This window comes from Marinobacter flavimaris (genome assembly GCF_045057155.1).
Lineage (GTDB): Bacteria > Pseudomonadota > Gammaproteobacteria > Pseudomonadales > Oleiphilaceae > Marinobacter > Marinobacter manganoxydans.
On sequence record NZ_CP171359.1, the window covers coordinates 874,385 to 892,257 of the forward strand.

At 58.6% G+C, this 17,873-nt stretch carries 10 protein-coding genes; 7 read left to right on the top strand and 3 right to left on the bottom strand.

Annotated elements, in window-relative coordinates; translation table 11 throughout:
• The first annotated feature begins 240 nt into the window (after nt 1–240).
• Entirely contained in the window at nt 241–1,545 is a 1,305-nt protein-coding gene (gene ltrA, locus ACGK9W_RS04180) for a group II intron reverse transcriptase/maturase (protein WP_405419182.1), read from the top strand.
• A 50-nt stretch (nt 1,546–1,595) separates the two neighbouring features.
• Here ltrA and istB read toward each other — a convergent pair whose 3' ends face one another.
• Both istB and istA read right to left on the bottom strand, forming a co-directional pair.
• On the bottom strand, nt 1,596–2,351 hold the full coding sequence (istB, locus tag ACGK9W_RS04185; protein WP_011786423.1) for an IS21-like element helper ATPase IstB: 756 nt from the start codon (nt 2,349–2,351) through the stop codon (nt 1,596–1,598).
• 14 nt (nt 2,352–2,365) lie between these two features.
• Nucleotides 2,366–3,910, bottom strand: coding sequence for an IS21 family transposase (gene istA, locus ACGK9W_RS04190; protein WP_169054557.1), 1,545 nt, complete (start codon nt 3,908–3,910; stop codon nt 2,366–2,368).
• A 427-nt stretch (nt 3,911–4,337) separates the two neighbouring features.
• Between istA and ACGK9W_RS04195 the strand changes: the two genes are divergently transcribed.
• The 3 genes from ACGK9W_RS04195 (at nt 4,338) to ACGK9W_RS04205 (ending at nt 5,475) form a co-directional block, all read left to right on the top strand.
• On the top strand, nt 4,338–4,580 hold the full coding sequence (locus ACGK9W_RS04195) for a type II toxin-antitoxin system Phd/YefM family antitoxin (RefSeq protein WP_008172109.1): 243 nt from the start codon (nt 4,338–4,340) through the stop codon (nt 4,578–4,580).
• Nucleotides 4,577–4,840 (top strand): Txe/YoeB family addiction module toxin, encoded by a 264-nt coding sequence (locus tag ACGK9W_RS04200; RefSeq protein ID WP_008172108.1) that lies wholly within the window; start codon nt 4,577–4,579, stop codon nt 4,838–4,840. The genes ACGK9W_RS04195 and ACGK9W_RS04200 overlap by 4 nt, the downstream gene beginning before the upstream one ends.
• Before the next feature lie 98 nt (nt 4,841–4,938).
• Nucleotides 4,939–5,475 (top strand): GNAT family N-acetyltransferase, encoded by a 537-nt coding sequence (locus ACGK9W_RS04205; RefSeq protein WP_008172106.1) that lies wholly within the window; start codon nt 4,939–4,941, stop codon nt 5,473–5,475.
• A gap of 52 nt (nt 5,476–5,527) precedes the next feature.
• On the opposite strand, the gene ACGK9W_RS04210 is transcribed toward ACGK9W_RS04205, so the two are convergent.
• Nucleotides 5,528–6,028, bottom strand: coding sequence for a lactoylglutathione lyase family protein (locus ACGK9W_RS04210; protein ID WP_008172104.1), 501 nt, complete (start codon nt 6,026–6,028; stop codon nt 5,528–5,530).
• A 94-nt stretch (nt 6,029–6,122) separates the two neighbouring features.
• Here ACGK9W_RS04210 and ACGK9W_RS04215 point away from each other — a divergent pair, with 94 nt between their 5' ends.
• From ACGK9W_RS04215 to ACGK9W_RS04225, 3 genes are all read left to right on the top strand, one after another.
• Nucleotides 6,123–6,998, top strand: coding sequence for a LysR family transcriptional regulator (locus ACGK9W_RS04215; protein WP_039881921.1), 876 nt, complete (start codon nt 6,123–6,125; stop codon nt 6,996–6,998).
• 397 nt (nt 6,999–7,395) lie between these two features.
• Nucleotides 7,396–7,992, top strand: coding sequence for a hypothetical protein (locus tag ACGK9W_RS04220; RefSeq protein ID WP_273071005.1), 597 nt, complete (start codon nt 7,396–7,398; stop codon nt 7,990–7,992).
• 1 nt (nt 7,993) lies between these two features.
• Nucleotides 7,994–17,821 (top strand): DUF6603 domain-containing protein, encoded by a 9,828-nt coding sequence (locus ACGK9W_RS04225; protein WP_405419190.1) that lies wholly within the window; start codon nt 7,994–7,996, stop codon nt 17,819–17,821.
• Nucleotides 17,822–17,873 lie beyond the last annotated feature (52 nt).

Consider the following 17,873-nt stretch of genomic DNA (forward strand, 5'->3'; position numbering starts at 1 on the left):
TGGGCACGTGACCGCGAAGCCCTCCTTCTGCGATTGGGGTGTACTTTATAAATCGGGCGTTCACGCCGTGAAAGCTCTGTGCCTTACCCCGGGAGGTCTGCCACGTGTGGACGGACCCACTGAGAGACGAGCGATCGCTTCTGATCGCGTGGCAGAAATCAGCCGAGGGCATAGTAGGTTCGCCCGTGAACTGAAGGCCCGAACAGAGACAGGAGTCGAGAGTCCGTGCAGGGAAACGGGATGGCATCCGCAAAGCAGCTTGCGCTGCCCCTGGAGCAACCAGGGGATGAACCCGTTGCCGGAAACCGGGAAGACTCGCACTCCGTTCAACCTTCACCGTGGATGGCGCGTGTATTGAGCAGGGACAACCTCAATCGCGCCCTGAAACAGGTTCGACGTAACAAGGGAGCGCCGGGCATCGACGGCATGACCGTGGATGAGCTGCCAGATTATCTGCGCCAACACTGGCCGGAGATTCGGCAGCAGTTGCTCCAGCAGACCTACCGACCAAAACCGGTCCGGCGGGTCACCATCCCCAAAGCCAACGGCGGTTCCCGCCCTCTGGGTATTCCAACGGTGCTGGATCGCTTTATCCAGCAAGCAATCGCTCAGGTTATCCAGCAGGACTGGGAACCCCGCTTCCATCCACACAGCTATGGCTTCCGTCCGGGACGCTCTGCGCATCATGCGGTCCGATACGGACAGCATTGCGCTCGGGAAGGCCGTAACTGGATAGTGGATCTGGACCTGGAAGCCTTCTTCGATCGGGTAAATCATGATCGGCTGATGGCACGGCTGAAACGGCATACGCCGGACAGGCCGATGCTCAGGCTGGTCAACCGGTACCTGAAGGCAGGCGTTCAGATCGACAACCGCAAAGCTCCGACCCCCGAGGGCGTGCCGCAAGGCGGGCCACTGTCCCCGGTGTTGGCGAATGTGGTGCTGGACGAACTGGATTGGGAGCTGGACCGGCGCAACCTGCGCTTCGCTCGCTACGCGGATGACTGCCAGATCTACGTGGGCAGTCACCGCGCAGGCGAGCGGGTGATGGTGAGTCTGACGCGCCTTATCGAGGACTCACTGAGGCTCACAGTGAATACACGAAAGAGCGCGGTAGACCGGCCCTGGAAGCGCAGCTTCCTGGGCTTCACCCTCAGCCGGAAAGGGCAGCGATTGAAAGTGGCTGACAAAGCCATCACCAAGCTGAAAACCCAGATCCGGATACTGAGCCGCCGAACACGGGGCCACTCATTAGCCCGGGTGATCGCAGACTTAAAAGACACCCTGCTTGGTTGGAAAGCGTACTTCGACGCAGCCGAAGTACTGAGCCCGCTGCGGGACCTGGACAAGTGGATACGGCGGAGAATGAGAAGTTACGTGTGGAAGCAATGGGGCCGAAAGGGGTATCGTGAGCTGAGAAAGCGGGGCGTCTCGGTCAAATTGGCCTGGAACACTGCGAAATCAGCCCACGGCCCGTGGCGGCTGAGTCATTCGCCGGCACTTGCGTATTCCGGCGAACGTGACCGGTCATTCCGGGGATCGTGACCGGTTTGCACACGGCCATCACGCTGGAGTCAGTTTTGTACTCTGAGCGGTCACGATGGGTCAACCGATTCCGTGTTTTGTGCCTTGGCTTTTCTTAGTGATTCTCCTTTTAGATTGAGTCGGTGAGCGCCGTGCAGAAGCCGGTCCAGAATGGCGTCTGCGAGTGTGGCGGAGCCGATGTAGTCGTGCCAGTGTTCGGTTGGTAACTGACTAGCGATCAGGGTTGAGCCTCTTCCGTGCCGATCCTCAATCACTTCCATCAGATCCTGTCGTTGTTGCACGGTGACCTTCTGCATCCCCCAGTCATCCAGGATCAGCAGGTCGGTTTTCAACAGTTGGTTCATCAGGCGGGCGTAACTGCCATCGCCGTGGGCGATGCGCAGCTGTTCGAACAGGCGCGGTACCCGCAAATAACGGACTGAGAGCCCCTGCCGGCAGGCCTGGTTGCCCAGGGCGCACGCCAGCCAGGTCTTGCCGCAACCGGTAGGCCCGGTGATGCACAGGTTCAGGGACTGGCGGATCCAGTCACAGCTGGCCAGCCCCGCCATACGGGAGCGCTCCAGCCCTCTCGGGTGGCGGTAATCGATGTCTTCCACGCAGGCCGAGACCCGCAACCGGGCCGCCTTCAGCAGCCGTTCCAGGCGGCGGTTTTCCCGGTGCAGCACCTCCCGGTCGATCAGTAAGGCCAGGCGTTCCTCGAACGCCAGGTCGTGGGTGTCGGGCTGTGCCCGCTGCTGTTCCAGGGCATCGCACATGCCGGTCAGTTTGAGTTGGCGCAGGGCGTCGAGGGTGTTTTGAGTCAACATCAGTTTCTCCGGGATCAGTGGTAGTAGCGGGGGCCGCGAACGTTGGTGTGTGCTGGCAGCTCTGTCAGTTCCGACTCCTCCTCGGCCAGGGGCAACGGGAGCTGATCCAGCCCCTGTTTCAGGATCGAGCTGATGCTCTGGTAGCTGGCCGAGTTGATAGCTAGTGCTCGACTACAGGCCTGCTCCAACCGGTCACGGCTGTAACGTCGACTCAGGTTCAACAGCCCCAGGCATGATCGGTAGCCATGCTCCGGATGAGGGCGATCCTTAAGCTGTCGCTGTACCACGTCGAGCGTGGCGGGACCGATGTCACTGGCCCAGTTCAGGAACCGTCCCGGTGACCAGTTCTGATGGGCCTGATGGGACTTGGGCATGTGCTCGGTCAGGGTCACGAAGCGGCTCTTGCCGTGGCGAGGATGCAGGGCTACCCGTTGTCCTTTGTGCATGACCTCAACGGACGTATCGGTCACCCGAACATCCAGCTTCACACCCACCAGGGCGTGAGGCACGCTGTACAGGCGTTTGTCGATCTCGATGTGGTAGTCGATGCCCGGTCGTGCCTTGCGCCACTCGGCGTAGACGTAGGACGTTGCCGGCAGTGGCCTGAGTGCAGGTCGGTCCAGCGCTTCGAACAGGCTCTGGCGGCTCTCGGAGCGCCCCTGGAACGGGCGCTGGTTCAGTGCCGGTAGCAGGTCTGCAATCGCCGAGTTCAGTTCGGCCAGTGAGAAGAACGTTCGGTGACGCAACCGGGCCAGGATCCAGCGTTCAACCAGCAGCACAGCGGCTTCGGCCTTCGCCTTATCCTTGGGCTTGTAGGGGCGGGCCGGTAAGACCGCCGTCTGGTAATGGGTTGCCAGTTCCGCGTAGGTCTCGTTGAGCTGGGGCGTGTATCGGTCTGCCTTGGTGACCGCTGCCTTGAGATTGTCCGGAACCAGCAGTTCCGGCACACCACCGTAGAACGCCAGCATCCGCTGGTGGGAGGCGATCCAGTCCGGCAGGCTCTGGCTCCAGGTGGCCTCGGCGAAGGTATAACTGGACGCGCCCAGCACAGCCACAAAGACCTGGGCCTTACGCATCTCGCCGGTGCTGCGGTCCACCACCGGCACGGTGGGACCGCAGTAGTCGATAAAGATCTTCTCGCCGGCCCGGTGGACCTGGCGCATGCTGCGCCGCTGCCGGCCGCGCCAGAGCCGGTAGTGATGGCAGAACTGACTGTACCGGCGGGCCTTGTCGCCGTGGCGTTCGACGTACTCAGCCCAGAGCAATTGCAGGGTGACGCCCTTGGTCTTGAGTTCCTGGTGGACCTGGAAGTAGTCGGGCTCAGCAAATCGAGATGGGGGTGTCTTGGCCGGGAAGAGCTGGGCTTCCAGTCGTGCCTCGTCCGTGCCTTCCGGCAACGGCCAGGTGATGCCCTGCGCGGTGGCCAGGCTGACATACTTGCCGACCACGCCCTTGGAGAGTCCGCAGGCACGGGCAATGCGCTCATGGCTCAGGCCCGCTTCGTACTTGAGGCGCAAGACCTCGATGATCTGTCGCATGGAAATCCTCGCTGCCGGCATCCGCCCTTCCTCGTGATGAAAAAGGAAGGGGTATGCCGGACAAAGTTGAAGAATTCCAGCGTGTTGGCAATGATTCCGGAGGAACGTGACCGGGGATTCCGGCATCGTGACCAGCGATTCCGGAAAAACGTCCAAAATCGGTCACGATAAAACGGAATGAGCGGTCACGATGGGCCGGAATATGCAGCACTGCGGCAAGCCTTACCGGCCCGGTTGTTTCGGAGCTATGGACTGCCGGAACTGGCAGTGCGGTAACGGGTTGAGTCAAGTCACTGAATCGCCGTGGTACGTGATCCGTATGCCCGGTGATGTGGGAGGAGGGGCATCGTGAGGTGCCTCCCTATCCCGATTATAGATGACGTTCGTCTTGACGTACGTACCCAAAAGCGTACACTTGGTGAAAAGTTGAACACGCAAGAGGTGCGTCATGACCGGAATCACAGCAACTGAGGCGCGCAGCAACCTATATCGGTTGATCGACGAGACCGCCGAGTCCCACCAACCAATCGTCATCATGGGTAAGCGGAACAAAGCCGTCCTGGTTTCCGAGGAAGACTGGTCTGCAATTCAGGAAACGCTTTACCTGCTCTCCGTGCCTGGTATGCGGGAGTCTATTCGTGAGGGGATGGATACCCCCGAGGATGAATGCGATGAGGAGCTGGACTGGTGACATGGAAGTTGGTTTACACCAAGCAAGCCCAGAAAGATGCAAAAAAGCTGGCCTTCAGCGGTCTCAAACCAAAAGCCCAGGAAGTGTTGGCGCTTATAGCAGAAGATCCATACCGCAAGCCCCCTCCGCTTGAGAAGCTCATAGGTGATCTTTCGGGAGCCTATTCACGCCGAATCAATATTCAGCACCGTCTGGTCTACCAAGTGCTAGAGGACGAGCAAGTGGTGAAAGTCCTCAGGCTCTGGAGCCACTACGAATAATCCATAGCCAGCCGCTGTCGCCGGACAATTTTTCCACTGCTTCCCGTTATGTATAAAAACGGCCTGTTCTTCAAGGAACTCAATAGGGTTTTCAAGCCATGAAATTCTCGAAGTCTAGCGAGTCTGATCGTCAGGAAATCGAGGTCCTGTTTACCCGGACATTCTCTGATTCGGAAGGTGAGTCCGAGGAAAAGCTGATTGGCCATCTGGTGCATGAGTTGATGAACGGGACCGAAACCGATGACATGTTCGGGTTCATCGCTACCGAGCAAGGGCAGATAGTCGGGTGTATCTTTTTCACGAGATTGTCGTTCGGTTCCCGCGTAAACGCTTTTATGTTGTCACCGGTAGCCGTTGATACGGACCATCAGGGGAAAGGCGTTGGTCAAAAACTGATTAATTTTGGCATTGAGCACTTGCGTGAACGGGGTGTCGAACTCATTTTCACCTATGGTGATCCGAACTACTATTCAAAAGCGGGTTTCGAACACGTACCTCAAGAGGTTGCGGAAGCGCCATTTAAATTAACCCATCCAGAGGGGTGGCTGGGGCAGTCGTTGGATGGCGGCAGTATTAAACTCCCACTGGGGCAGGCGTGTTGCGTTGAGGCATTCAACGATCCTCAGTATTGGTAAATCCAGGAGGCTCTCCGCCTCGGAAAGCCCCCTTGAACTGTTCTGGCCTTTATCAGTAGGCACCCTCGCTGTATATCAACTCATAGCTGTGGCTATAGATCTCTAAAATGTTGCCAAACGGGTCTTCCATATAGATCATCCGGTAGGGCTTCTCGCCGGGATAATAGTAGCGCGGCTTCTCCATGCGTTTTTTCCCGCCAGCAGCCAAAATACGGTCAGCCAATTCCTCGACGTTCGGGTCTTGCACACAAAAGTGAAAGATGCCGGTTTTCCAGTACTCGAAATTGTCTTCCGGGTTGGTCTGGTTTTTAAATTGAAAAAGCTCCACACCGATTCTGTCGCCCGTCGATAAATGAGCAATACGGAAGCTTCCCCAGCCGGCACCGAAAACATCGGTGCACATCTCCCCAATGGCGCTTTCGTCCTCTTCGATCTCGGTTGGTTCCATAATCAAATACCAACCCATAACCTCTGTGTAGAACTTCACGGCTTGCTCAAGGTCCGGCACGGATATGCCGATGTGCGAGAAATTTCTTGGGTACACGTTGCTCATTGCCTGTCCTCCTTTAGTGAGACTGAGAGCAGGTTACATGCTGGTGTTTATCAGTTAAAATTATCATTTATTCTTTAAAAGATTACGAAAAGTAATGATAAATACCACCTGGTTACGCTCGTTTTGCACGCTGGTTGAAGTGGGACATTTCACCCGCACAGCCGAACGTCTCCACATGACACAATCGGGGGTAAGTCAGCATGTGCGTAAGCTTGAGGAGCAGCTTGGTACGGAATTGCTCGTCAGACAGGGGAAACAATTTTCGCTTTCGGGTGCCGGCGAAAAGCTTTATGCCGAGGCGCAGGACATTCTCCTGGCGTTGTCGAATCTTGAGCAAACAGTTGGTGAGGACCCGCCCTATGAGGGAACTGTGCGGCTTATGTCTCCGGGAAGTGTGGGGCTGAAGCTGTATCCTCATTTGTTGTCGCTGCAGAGCAAGCACCCGAAGCTCATTATTGATTACCGGTTTGCGCCGAATCCTGATGTGGAAAAGGCAATCGCCGAATCCACTGTTGATATCGGATTCATGACGGCAAAATCTACCCTGGCGGAAGTGAGTTGTACGCCCATCGCGCAAGAATCACTGCTGTTGGTAACACCTGCTACGGTCGAAGAACCGGATTGGGAGACGTTGATGACCCTCGGGTTTATCGACCACCCTGATGGAAGTCATCACGCCGGCTTGCTTCTTGGTGCCAATTACACCGAGTTTCAGCACAGTAGCCTGTTTCCCAGAAAGGGGTTCTCGAACCAGATCGGTTTGATCCTGGAGCCGGTCAGCCTGGGGCTGGGCTTTGCTGTTTTACCAGCACATGCCGTTGAGGCCTTTGAAAAGTCTGAGGGCATCAAAGCTCATCGTCTCTCTCACCCGGTCAGCGAAACGTTGTATCTCAGCGTTCCCCGGAATCGATCACTTCAGGCGAGAATGAATACTGTGATAGCTGAGGCCAAGCGGTGGCTGAATGGTTGAGGCAGGTTTTGAATGACTCTGCGCAGTCACCAGATTTTCACATTATTTTGGAAGGCGCATGCCTGATTTGACGTACCTGCGACCTTTCTTGACCAACGCCGAAGCGGGTATTCCGGGGCCTTGAAAGCCCGTTAATCATGATCCGATACTCATGATATGTATGATTAATCGGCTCATTTGATTAAAATTTATCCAATTTTTTTGCACCCTCCTTCACCCTGCCTATACTCCCTTATGTCATAGCTTGAATTCATGACGCTGTTTGCTGTTTCCGGGGCCTATGGCCTGAATCTACGCAACAGGGTTTTGATGCTGCAGTCCGGCTACCACGGGAAAGAAGGATGTTTTTCCTGCCGGTCTCGAAACCTGCGCAAGGCATTCGCTGCGAGGGATCGCTATGGCAAATTTCGCCCGCTTTATCACCGTCGACTTCTCCCAATTCGATTGGCTAAACCGCATCGATGCTGATGTTCTGCTTGATGTCGGTGACCTGTCACCAGACCTGCTGACTGTTCCCGGTAAAGACGCCCAGCGTGTGCTTTCGGAAGTGGTTCGACTGGTTCTCGATTTGCCGCGAAAAAGCACACCCCTGGTTGTCTGGACCAAAGGCGACAGCGAGTTGCTCATCCACAGTGACCAAACCCGTATTCAATTCTCCAGCGGCGTTATCACGGTAACGGTGAGCGCGGAATGCGAAGAGCATGGAAAGCTCAGTATTCCGGTACCGATTGGCGTTGGCACCAAACAGTCGCCAAGCGGCCTTGTTATGTCCACGTTCGAAGACCTCGAGGGCCCGGAAGAACTTATATTGGCCTGGCGGGACGCGATTCAGGCGTTCGCCTGGGAGTCCGTGCTGGAAGTCGCTTCCGTGTTCTGCGCCGAGGTTGGCAACGACAAGCGTGGTTTGCCGCTGGTTCCTGGCGCGATCGCCGCTGCTCCGAACAAAATGCTGGTGCAACCTGTTGCCCGGTTTTCACTGATGCCGGGAGTCTGACATGGGTGCTGACCAGAATCTGGACGTTTTTGGCACACTGGCGGAAGCAGTTGGCCTGACCCGAGACGGTGAACTACAGGGTGACTGGTTCCAGGACCCGTTAGGCAATCCCAACGGTAGCAAGCGCGGCCTCAGTTCGATGATGTACCTCGACGAGCAGCGAGAGGCATTGATCGCTTTTGTTGATGACGTGCTGGGAGCACCGGACAGGGAAGAGCAAGGGGGCGCTATCTGGGTCCCGCTTTTCAGCGACTCCGGTGCGACTGTTTTCGTAGTGGTGGAGGAGGCCGACAACGGCGCCAGAGTCGGATTTGGCATCGAATACGACAGCGCTAGCTCAGTGCCCGCAATCTCTGTAAGTGCCTATGTTCCGGTATTCCAGTTCGAACGGGAAGGCGCTGGAGCGCTGGACATTTCCGGGGCGCAACCCGATTGGCTGGTGTTGGGTCGGGACGACGCGCACATCGAATTAGCCATCAAAGTCATTATTTCCAACGATGCCCCTGCGCCAGGGGACCTATACATTGGCGCCGTATCCGTGGGTGTGGACGTTCCAACCAGCCCCTCTGATGATCTGGAATTCAGTCTCGGTTTTGAACGGCTTCAGCTCCCTGGCACCAATGCGCCCAGGGATTTTGAGCTCACCGTGGATAACATTAACGAGCTGAGCTCCGATTTTCTGGAATTCATGACGGGCCTGATTCAGGCCCAGGCCGAGGCGCTCGATACCACCAATGCGGCGACCGCTCCGTTTGCGGCGCTCACCGGTTTGGCGGGATTAAGATCTGTTCCGAATATTCCACCATTTCCGCTGGAGTCACTGATTACAAATGGCGTGTCTGCGCTGACCGGCTGGATTGAATCCATCCTTTCTTCCGCACCCGCTCGCAATGCCTGGCTCGGCCAGTGGGCCACGCTGCTCGGCGGTACTGTCAATTCTGGCCGAAGCGCCATTGAGTTCAGTGACGGATCATTGGCCGGAGCCGTTGGTTTACGTGTGGCGTCGTCAGCTGCCGGGGGATTGATCATCACGCCCTGGCTGGAAGGTTCGCTCAGACCTCAGGCCGGGGCGGAAGTGAAGGCGCAGGTGGACCTGCTTACGCTGGCAACCCTGGATGGCAGTATCAAAGCCGTGCCGAATTTGTCGCTTCTTGCTGTATTCGGGCAGGTAGCGGGCATGGGGTCGCCACTGCTTGCGGGCGACCCGGCAATTGGGTCAATCAAAACCGGTATTACTCTGACCGGCGGAAAACCGGCTTTTGCATTGACGGCTCACAACGTCACGCTCGGCGGCACCAATCATGAGCTATTGGATCTGTCGTCTCCCGATGCCGCGCTGGACGCCGCCGAGAGCCTGGTCGACGGTGCTTTGGTTTCTGCATTGGCCACTCTGGGTCGCCCCGGCGAGATCTGTTCCCAACTGCTGGGGCTTGATCCGCCCACCGGTATCTCCGGCCCTTCGGCGATCGAACTCCTGACCGACCCTCTGGGTAAAACGGCCGCCTACTGGAATTCACTCGTTGCCTCGCCGGCAGCCATGGCGGTTGTTTTAACGTCAACCCAGGAACTCATCACCGGTAACTCAACCAGTGTTTCGGGCGCCGGGACGGCAGCGGATCCCTGGAGCATTGATCTGGACCCTGTAGCGCTTGAGGTTTCGATCGACGGTGATTGGATCAATTTTGATTTGGAAGCTCGCCTCGAAAACACTGTTCTGGACGACAAGCGATCAGACGTTTTTGTCAGCGCAAGGTTGTTGTGGCTGAATTTTTCGGCGCCGAGTGCGGAGTTCCTGAGCCGAATTAACGCTGGCACCCGGCTGCGGGAAGCCGATGGATCTGATCTCAGGCTGGATATGGGGCAGGTTGATGTCTCGGCCCGGTCGATCGGTGCCTCGGTGGTTTGGGGGGCTTCAACGGGCTTTGCCGTGCGTGTGGATGCGCCAGACCTGTCAGTCGAAGTTGAAGCCGTCGATGCATCCGACAGTTCAACCATCGAAGTTCCGTTGCCGCTGCCTGAGTTCAGCAGCGATGGCACGGTCCGCTTTAGCGCGGATTGGGGGGGCATCGAAAACTCGGTGGCCGCGTTGCTTCGGCGACTGGGCTCGCCGATTATCACCGCGCTTACGGACCTGATTGGCTGGAACGGCGAGGGAGCTCGTCTATCCATTGAGCAGCTTTTGAGCGACCCGGAAGCTGCTCTGAAATCCTGGATGGGTGATCTGGTACTGAATTGCAGCAATGTTCGGGTGGCGATGAGCCCGCTCTCATACCTTTTCAGCGGCTTCCGCCAGTGGGCACCGCTGGGCAATGGCAATGAACGCACGCCGTATCGAGCCGCCATTGCCGCAGACTCCAGGGCGCCGGGCGTTGCGGTGTGGCTGGACCCTGGCTGCGACATCCACCGCGGGCGGTATCAACCTCCAGCTGGCAATTTCGATTCCAGCGAGCCGACGGAGTTGGCCTCCATTGCAGAAGCGATTCGGACGGCAGGTACGGAGCTTCCGGAGCTCGCCGATCTGATGACGGGCCGGAACCGCCTGGACGAGGGGTTTCAGGCGTTAATTGATCGCTTCACCGGTACCGACGGCCTGATCGGCCGCCCAGCCTCGCTGCCAACCGGTGTGAATGGCATCGACATTGGAGGCTTGAGCTATCGTGAACTGGTGGCATTCGGTGCCATCAACCTGTTGCCGCAGGAAGCCTTCGGAAGCGCACCTGACTCTGTGGTTTACGTGGGCTGTGAGGACCTCTGGAGTACCTGTTTCGGAAGCGACAGCCTGGATGTTCGGGGAGAGGTCAGCGGACCCGGCGTTCCGGCGTCCGCCAACGGACACTGGTCCATCTGCCTGCCGAATCCAACAACAGCCGCGGCAGCGAGACCTGATCGTGGTGCCATAGACGAGCAATGCCAGCGCCTGATCGAGGTGTTGCAGGATCGGGCCACGCCCATAACGGTTGTTGCCTTCGGTTCCGCCGGGGCGGCTGCCATCAAGGCGGCAAGTACGATCACTTCGATTGATCGGGTGGTAACGGTAGGCGCGCCCTGGGCGCCGGTTTCCCTGAATGGCTTGTTGTCGGGGTTGAGCGGCGACGCGTTGCGGCTCCTCTTGCAGCTCCAGCGACCAGAGCCCGAGACGATTAACGAAGAGGAGATTGCCGGAGAATCCAACGCCCTCTTGCAGTTTGGCTATGTTCTTGAGCGGGCGTCCCGGGCCGCCGGTTTAACACCCGACAGCCTTGATGAGCTTTTGCGGGCGGACCAGCAAGCGATCCGGTCCGGCCTTCCGGTAGACGCGGTATTCGGCGCCCTTGACGCCGAAGCCCTGGAAGCCGGTCTTGCTGCAACCGTTGCCGGTGCCATTGCCTACCGCCACGAAACCTATGAGCCTCCGGCAACGCCACCAACCAAACTGCACGCCGGTGTGGATCTGCCAGTTATTGATGCCAATCTCGGCGGCGTCTTCCTCGGGGCGGGGGCCATCCTGGAACTGGCGACCTGCGATCGAGGCCCCGGTGGCGATGGCTTTGAGGTGCAAACAGATAGGCAGGTCATCGTGGATCTGCATTTCGGCGTTCAGGATGGTTGGCTTGTTGGTGGCCCGGGCGCCGGCCAGAACGACATTGAGGTGCGCTGGGTATCTGCCCGGTTGTACCTGCCCTTGGCCGGTAGCACGCGGGTATCTGGCGCCCGGATAGTTCTGCACGAGGCCAACTGCTTCGGGGTGCGGCGGGACCAGTGGGTGATTGAAAGCGGGGCTGGTGTAGCCTCGCCGAGCTTGCCCACGTCTGAGGTTCATTTGATTCTGGCCGAAGTTGTGGGGCGCTTGGCTGCGGCATCTCCGGATCTCAGCCAACTGCTTGCCGACATCGGGCTGGTTGCCGGAGGTGGTTATGATCCGGAAGGTTTTGATCAGCTTATTCTGGATACCAGTGCCGCAATCAACGCGGCGGTAGATGCATCTCCGGCCAACCTTGCCGGCGCACTAAGGGCGCTTGGCGGATTTGGTGGCGCAGGCGCCGAGATATCCTGGGCACTCGATGCGGCAACCATTGCCGTCGATCTGAACTCCCGCGCCTTTGCTCTGGACGTAAACCATGTGGCGGCAGACCTTGTTCCACTGGGCCTGACGCTATTTGCTTCGGCATCCTCGGCCTCCATCTCCGGCTCCATCGGCGCAATCGAGCCGGATGTGGGTGGTCTTCGGCTTGTAGCCAGTGCAGCAACGGGTGGAGTTTCACCCGCCCTGACTATTGCCTGGCAAACTCCTGGTTCATTGTCCGCGACGTCAATCAATCTTCTGTCATCGCTAAGCACTTCCGAGCAGGCCGCCCTGGCGAAACTGGGAGCGGGGTTCATCCCGTCAACGCTTCTGGCGGGATTGGTTGATCACCTCCGCGAAACCGCTTCTGACGATGCGAGGGTCGCCATTGAGGTGATAATGGATGGCCTGGATTTGCTGGCGCCGCCTTCTGAACTGCCCTCACGCAGGGTGTTGCTGCCCTGGGCGTTGTTTATGGACCCGGTGGGTTGGCTGAAGACAGGCGCTGCACCCTGGAAGGCCGACCCGTTTGGCCAGGCGATTCAGGCGTTCGATGCGCTCGGCCAGTTGTTGATACCCGGCTTCACCGGAGGCGGATTCGATTTCAGTAATGAGGTGTCCGTAACCTACGGGGTGGCCTCAGAACGACTGAATGTAGCCGTCGCCATCGAAACAAGTCATTCATTGGGCGCGACTCCGGTCATCATCAGCCTGGGCGGCGGCCTGTCCATAGCCACCAACGGCTCGATTAGCACCCTCGTTTCCAGTTCGGCGACCTTTGATGGGAAGGGCGTTGCTATCTCCCTATCGCCAGACATTCGCATCGACCTCTTGCGGGCTGCCCCTGCAGCGCCCATGCAGATTTACCCTTCGGGACCGGGCCTGGGATCACTTCTGGCGACTGGAGCAGGTATGGCCATCCCGGTCGCGCTTAACGCATTGATTGCCGAAAGGGCCAACCCGACGCCGTCGCTGCAAAAAAATGTGGCTACGGCAGTGTTTGAGTTGGGTAGCGCATTGGATCTTCTGGAATCCAATCAGTTTGCCGACGCCAGAATTCAGACCTTTGCCGCAGACCCCGCCGGGGTACTTTTATCCCGCCTGCCCAATCTGGTTGTTACCGCAATTTCGCAGTTGGCCAATGCTCTCGACCCTGCGGGTACTGTCGTTTCGACATCGACGCCTGCGACGGGAATCTGTCGACTGTCACTGGGTAGCACGGATCCTGTGGAGATCACTCTGGATGCCAGCCCCACGGGCCCTGCCATTGAACTGGCCGCGGCTCTTTCGATAGCGGATGTCGGAACGGTCGGATTCGACCGGGTGCGACTCAGCGCGAGCGGCGTTGCCGTTGCTGTTTCCTATGTGGCAAGCGGATTCGACGTTGGCAATGGTTTGATTCTTCGCCCTGTAGCGAAAATTGAAGCCGGCGTGTCCGGCGCCGGTTTCTCCCGAATGGCCGCCCTTGGTCTCGTCACCGATGGTGCGGGTGACCAGTCCGTTCAGTTCCGGTGGGCTTTGAATCAGACGCCGCCGCGGGTGGTTGTTGTTGAAGAGTCGCCGTCCGGTGAAACAGAAGACAGCGAGCCCGCAGCTGTGGCCCTGGCGCTCCTGTCCCAGGCTGTTTCCATGGCAGCGGGTGTCACCTTGGAAGCACTTGGTACATTGGGAGCGGATGCGGTTGATGCCCTGCAGGATGTCCTGTTCACCGGTGGCACACCAACTCTTGATCCCACTTTGTTTGACGACATCGTCGACCCGGAAGCATTGTTGAAGCGCCTGTTCCAGCTCGGCTTCAACCTGGCCGACCACAACCTGAAAATTACCATTGATGGCAAAGTGGATGTCGGCTTCACCCGCAACGGCGATCTTGCAGGCATCTTCGTGTCTTTGCCCCCGGGCGAGCGTATTTCGCTCGGCGGCAGCGACCCGACGGTGGATCTCGAAGTGGTCGCCAACTGGGTGACGTCGCCCGGAATCGCGCCGGGTTTGTCGATCTTGCTCGTTGAAAAGGTCGGCAGCGATTTTCAACTGAATGCGGGTTTCTCCATCGCTGGTCTGGGCGTTCGCGTTGGCAAAAATGCAGGGCCTTTGCTGAACCTGGGTATTATGAGTATCGACGCCATCGGCGTTCATTTATACGGCGAGGCGGTGCCGGCAGGGTTAGGTGGCGGCGTTCAGGTTCAGCTTGATGGGCTGGCCATCGTGCCCTCGGCGGCTGGCGGCGACAATGCGGTTGCCAATAACATCATGAGCGACGCCGGAAACGATGCGTCGCCCTCGGCCCGTCCTGCCTTCAGCCCGGCGTTGGCGATTCAGAAGAACCCGGGCGGCGACCTTGGCATTTCATTGCGGGCAGGGGATCCGCCTGGCCCCTGGTGGCTGGCGATCCAGAGACAGTTAGGCCCGCTTTATCTCGAGCAATTCGGTTTTGATGTCACCGAAGTTGATGGGTCCGTTACCGGGATTTCGCTGCTGTTCGATGCGCGCGTCTCACTGTTCGGGCTAACGGCATCGGTTGAGGAGCTTGGCCTGCACTGGCTCGGTGGGGACGTTTTCGAGTTGACCAACTGGGCGGTCGATTTGAAAGGCCTGGGTGTTTCCGGGGACTTCAGTGGTCTGTCTATCGCTGGTGGTCTTCTGAAAACAGACCTGGAGGGACAGATCGGCTACGTCGGAATGCTGATGGGTCGCTTCGGGGTGTATGGACTCTCCTTGTTCGGCGGATACAGCGACGACAAAGGGCTGCCTTCGTTCTTTGTATTCGGTGCCATTCAAGGCCCCATTGGTGGTCCTCCCGCCTTCTTCCTGACTGGTATTGGGGGCGGTCTGGGTATCAAACGGGGGCTACGCGTTCCGGATGACCTGTCAAAGTTTGGCGAATACCCCTTCATCAAGGCTCTGGATCCCGCGGCGAGCGTGTCCTCCGATCCATTGGAGGAGTTGCGAAAGCTTGCCGAATACTTCCCTCCGGAGCCGGGTAACTTCTGGTTTGCCGCCGGCATCAGTTTTACCAGCTTTTCTCTGGTGGACGGTGTCGCGGTGTTGTCGGTTTCCGTGGGCAACGGGTTGGAACTCAATCTCTTTGGTCTGGCTCGAATGGCTTTGCCCAGGCCCCAGGCCGCACTGGTATCCATTGAGCTGGGGTTGCTAGCCCGGTTCTCGTCCTCGGAGGGGCTGTTCCTGATTCAGGCGCAGCTTACCGACAATAGCTGGCTGTTGTACCCCGAAGTCCGACTGACGGGGGGCTTTGCTTTTGCTACCTGGTGGCTCGGCCCCAATGCGGGCCAGTTTGTTCTGACCTTGGGTGGCTATCATCCCAGCTTTCAGCGTGACGGGTATCCGATTGTTGCCAGGTTGGGCCTGCAATGGCGGGTGTCCAACGCCATTGTGATCAAGGGTGGCTCTTACTTTGCCCTCACATCAGAAGCCTTGATGGCAGGGGTGGAAGTGGAGGTCAGTGCCGACTTTGGCTTCGCCTGGGCCCGCATAGCCTTTGGTGCGAATGCCATTGTCTATTTCGATCCGTTCTACTTCATGGCGGACGCCTACGCCCGCATTTCCGCCGGTGTGAAGATAAAAACCTTCCTGGGTACCATTCGAATCAGCATCAGTCTTGGTGCTCGCATTGAGGTCGAGGGGCCTGATTTCCGGGGCAAGGCGACCATCGAAGTAGGTCCTTGCGACATCAAGGTGAAGTTCGGCAGTTCCCGCGAGATTCGCGGCATATTCGTGGGTTGGGATGAGTTCGTACCCAAGTATCTGGAAGAAACCTCGCCGGGCCGGGCGCGGACGCTCTCGGGGGCAGCGGGTAAGGGGGCATTGCCCGCGTCCACGGAGGGTGAAACCTCGGCACCCTCCAGTGACGGTAGTTATGAGCGGCCCTTCGAAGTCTTCGCAGAGTTCGAAGTGTCGGTTGTCGCAACCGGCCCGGTCACCCGGTTTGACTTCAACAACCCGGCCATCGACAAGGACATTACGCCCAAATTGCCGAGTGGCGCCGCGGTAGCGATGGGGCTGAGCCCAATGAACGCCGCCGGGTTGAAGGGTGAGTTGGAAATTCGCCTTGAGCGCAGGGTTGGAAACACATGGACGGATCGCACCTCGGACCTGCGCCCCTTGGTGGAGGGCATGAAGGACGAAAAGACTGCCGAGGAAGGTCCTACCTATGGCCTGGAAGCCTTCCCGATCGGTGTTTGGGGGCCGCCAGAAGATCCCGAGCAACCCTCCAGTCCCATTCCGAAAGGCGACGTTATTTTCGCTGGCAGCCGGTTAAAGATGGTTGCCGAGGCGGACATGAGTTCGCAAACCGGCCCGGAAATCGATTACTACCGGGTTGAAGCAGGCCGGCGCCCACTTCCGTTGTCTGCCGCCGGTACGTTGCGGGCCGACAACCTGAACCGGGCCACCGCTTTGGGAGTTGTTGCCGAGAGCGCGAGCATTGATGAAGCCTTTATTGAAGCCCGGAAGTATCTGTTTGCGGACGGCACCGGCGCGTTACCCGAGGGGCTTCTGGCCACAGGGCAGCGCAGTGCCAAAGCGCAGGCTATCTACGAGAGCTCCCGCACCGCGCCACCCATGTTTGGCACACTGATGGATGGCCTGGAGGCGTCGAATGCCAGCAACGGTTCGACCGCCTTCATGTCTCTGGATGAGAGCCCCCGGGTCATCAAACCAACGAAGCCGTTCGTGACCGGATTCATGAGCAACGGGGCGGGCGTAGCCTTGCGGGATGCGACCACAACCGTTGCGGATAAACGCATCAAGCGCCGTCCGGCACCGTCCACCGAATCCGTTCGCGGCCGACTGGGCCGCAGTCTGCCGATCAAACTAAACACAACCCATGCTCCGTCCAGCTTCAACGATCTGACGGTCGTTGTTCGTGGCTCTGTACCTCGCACCAGCGTTACCAGCGCCAGCCAGACGTATCTCGGCGGCCGGGTTGGCTCGGGTGCGGGGGCCGCCTATGTGAAGGGCCTCGGAACAGGAGCTGGACCGGTCCCCCAGGCGCCCGGTAGCAAACTGCGCCCGGGAGATATAGTCACCATGCGATCTCCGGATGCCGCAATTGATGGGGAAGATACCCGGCCTGAACTCAAGATCACCGGCGCGGCACGAGTGGTCATGTTATTGGGCAATGGTGCTGTGGTTGCCGATGAGCAGGTTCAGGATCGTCAGATCGCCGTTCCGAAACACACTGCGACAATTGCCGTGCAGGCCAGTGGTGGAGGCGATGGTCGCGCCACTGGTCTGAGAATTGTGGGCTGGCACGATCAATCCAGACTGGTTCGCCTGACCGGTCGATCAGCGCTGGGGGCCGGATGCGTTCTGTCGCTGAACGGCACAGCCGGAAGAGCCTCCGTGGGGTGGCATCTGGCCCAGAATGTGGTGCGTGGTGCGGCTGCCGTGTCTACCCGGTTTGATCACACGGTTACCTGTGTTGGTGTGATTCTGAAAGCCGGTGAGGGTCGGTCTGCCAGTGATGTGGAAATAGAGCTGCACGGTGCACGGCACCTCAGGCAGCCGGTTCAGCCGGTGGTTGTTCAGGCAGGGGCGCGCTCGGTGCTGCTGTTTGAAATCAATTCCCTTGCCGGTTATTCCGGTGTTTCCGTTCGGGCCCTGCAGGGCGGCGCCCGTGAAATTGCGGGAATGATTGGGGCGGTCGCCTCGGCTGAGGCGATGGCCGAATTGATTGCGGAAAAGGGATTGCCCGCAACGGTTTCAAGGCTGCGCGCCGTTGGCGGCAGCAACTGTGAAATCGAATGGGTGCCGGCACAGGACGATTAACGCCGGGCAGATCCACGCAGAGACCGGCGAAAGAGGATAGCAAGAAGGAAGC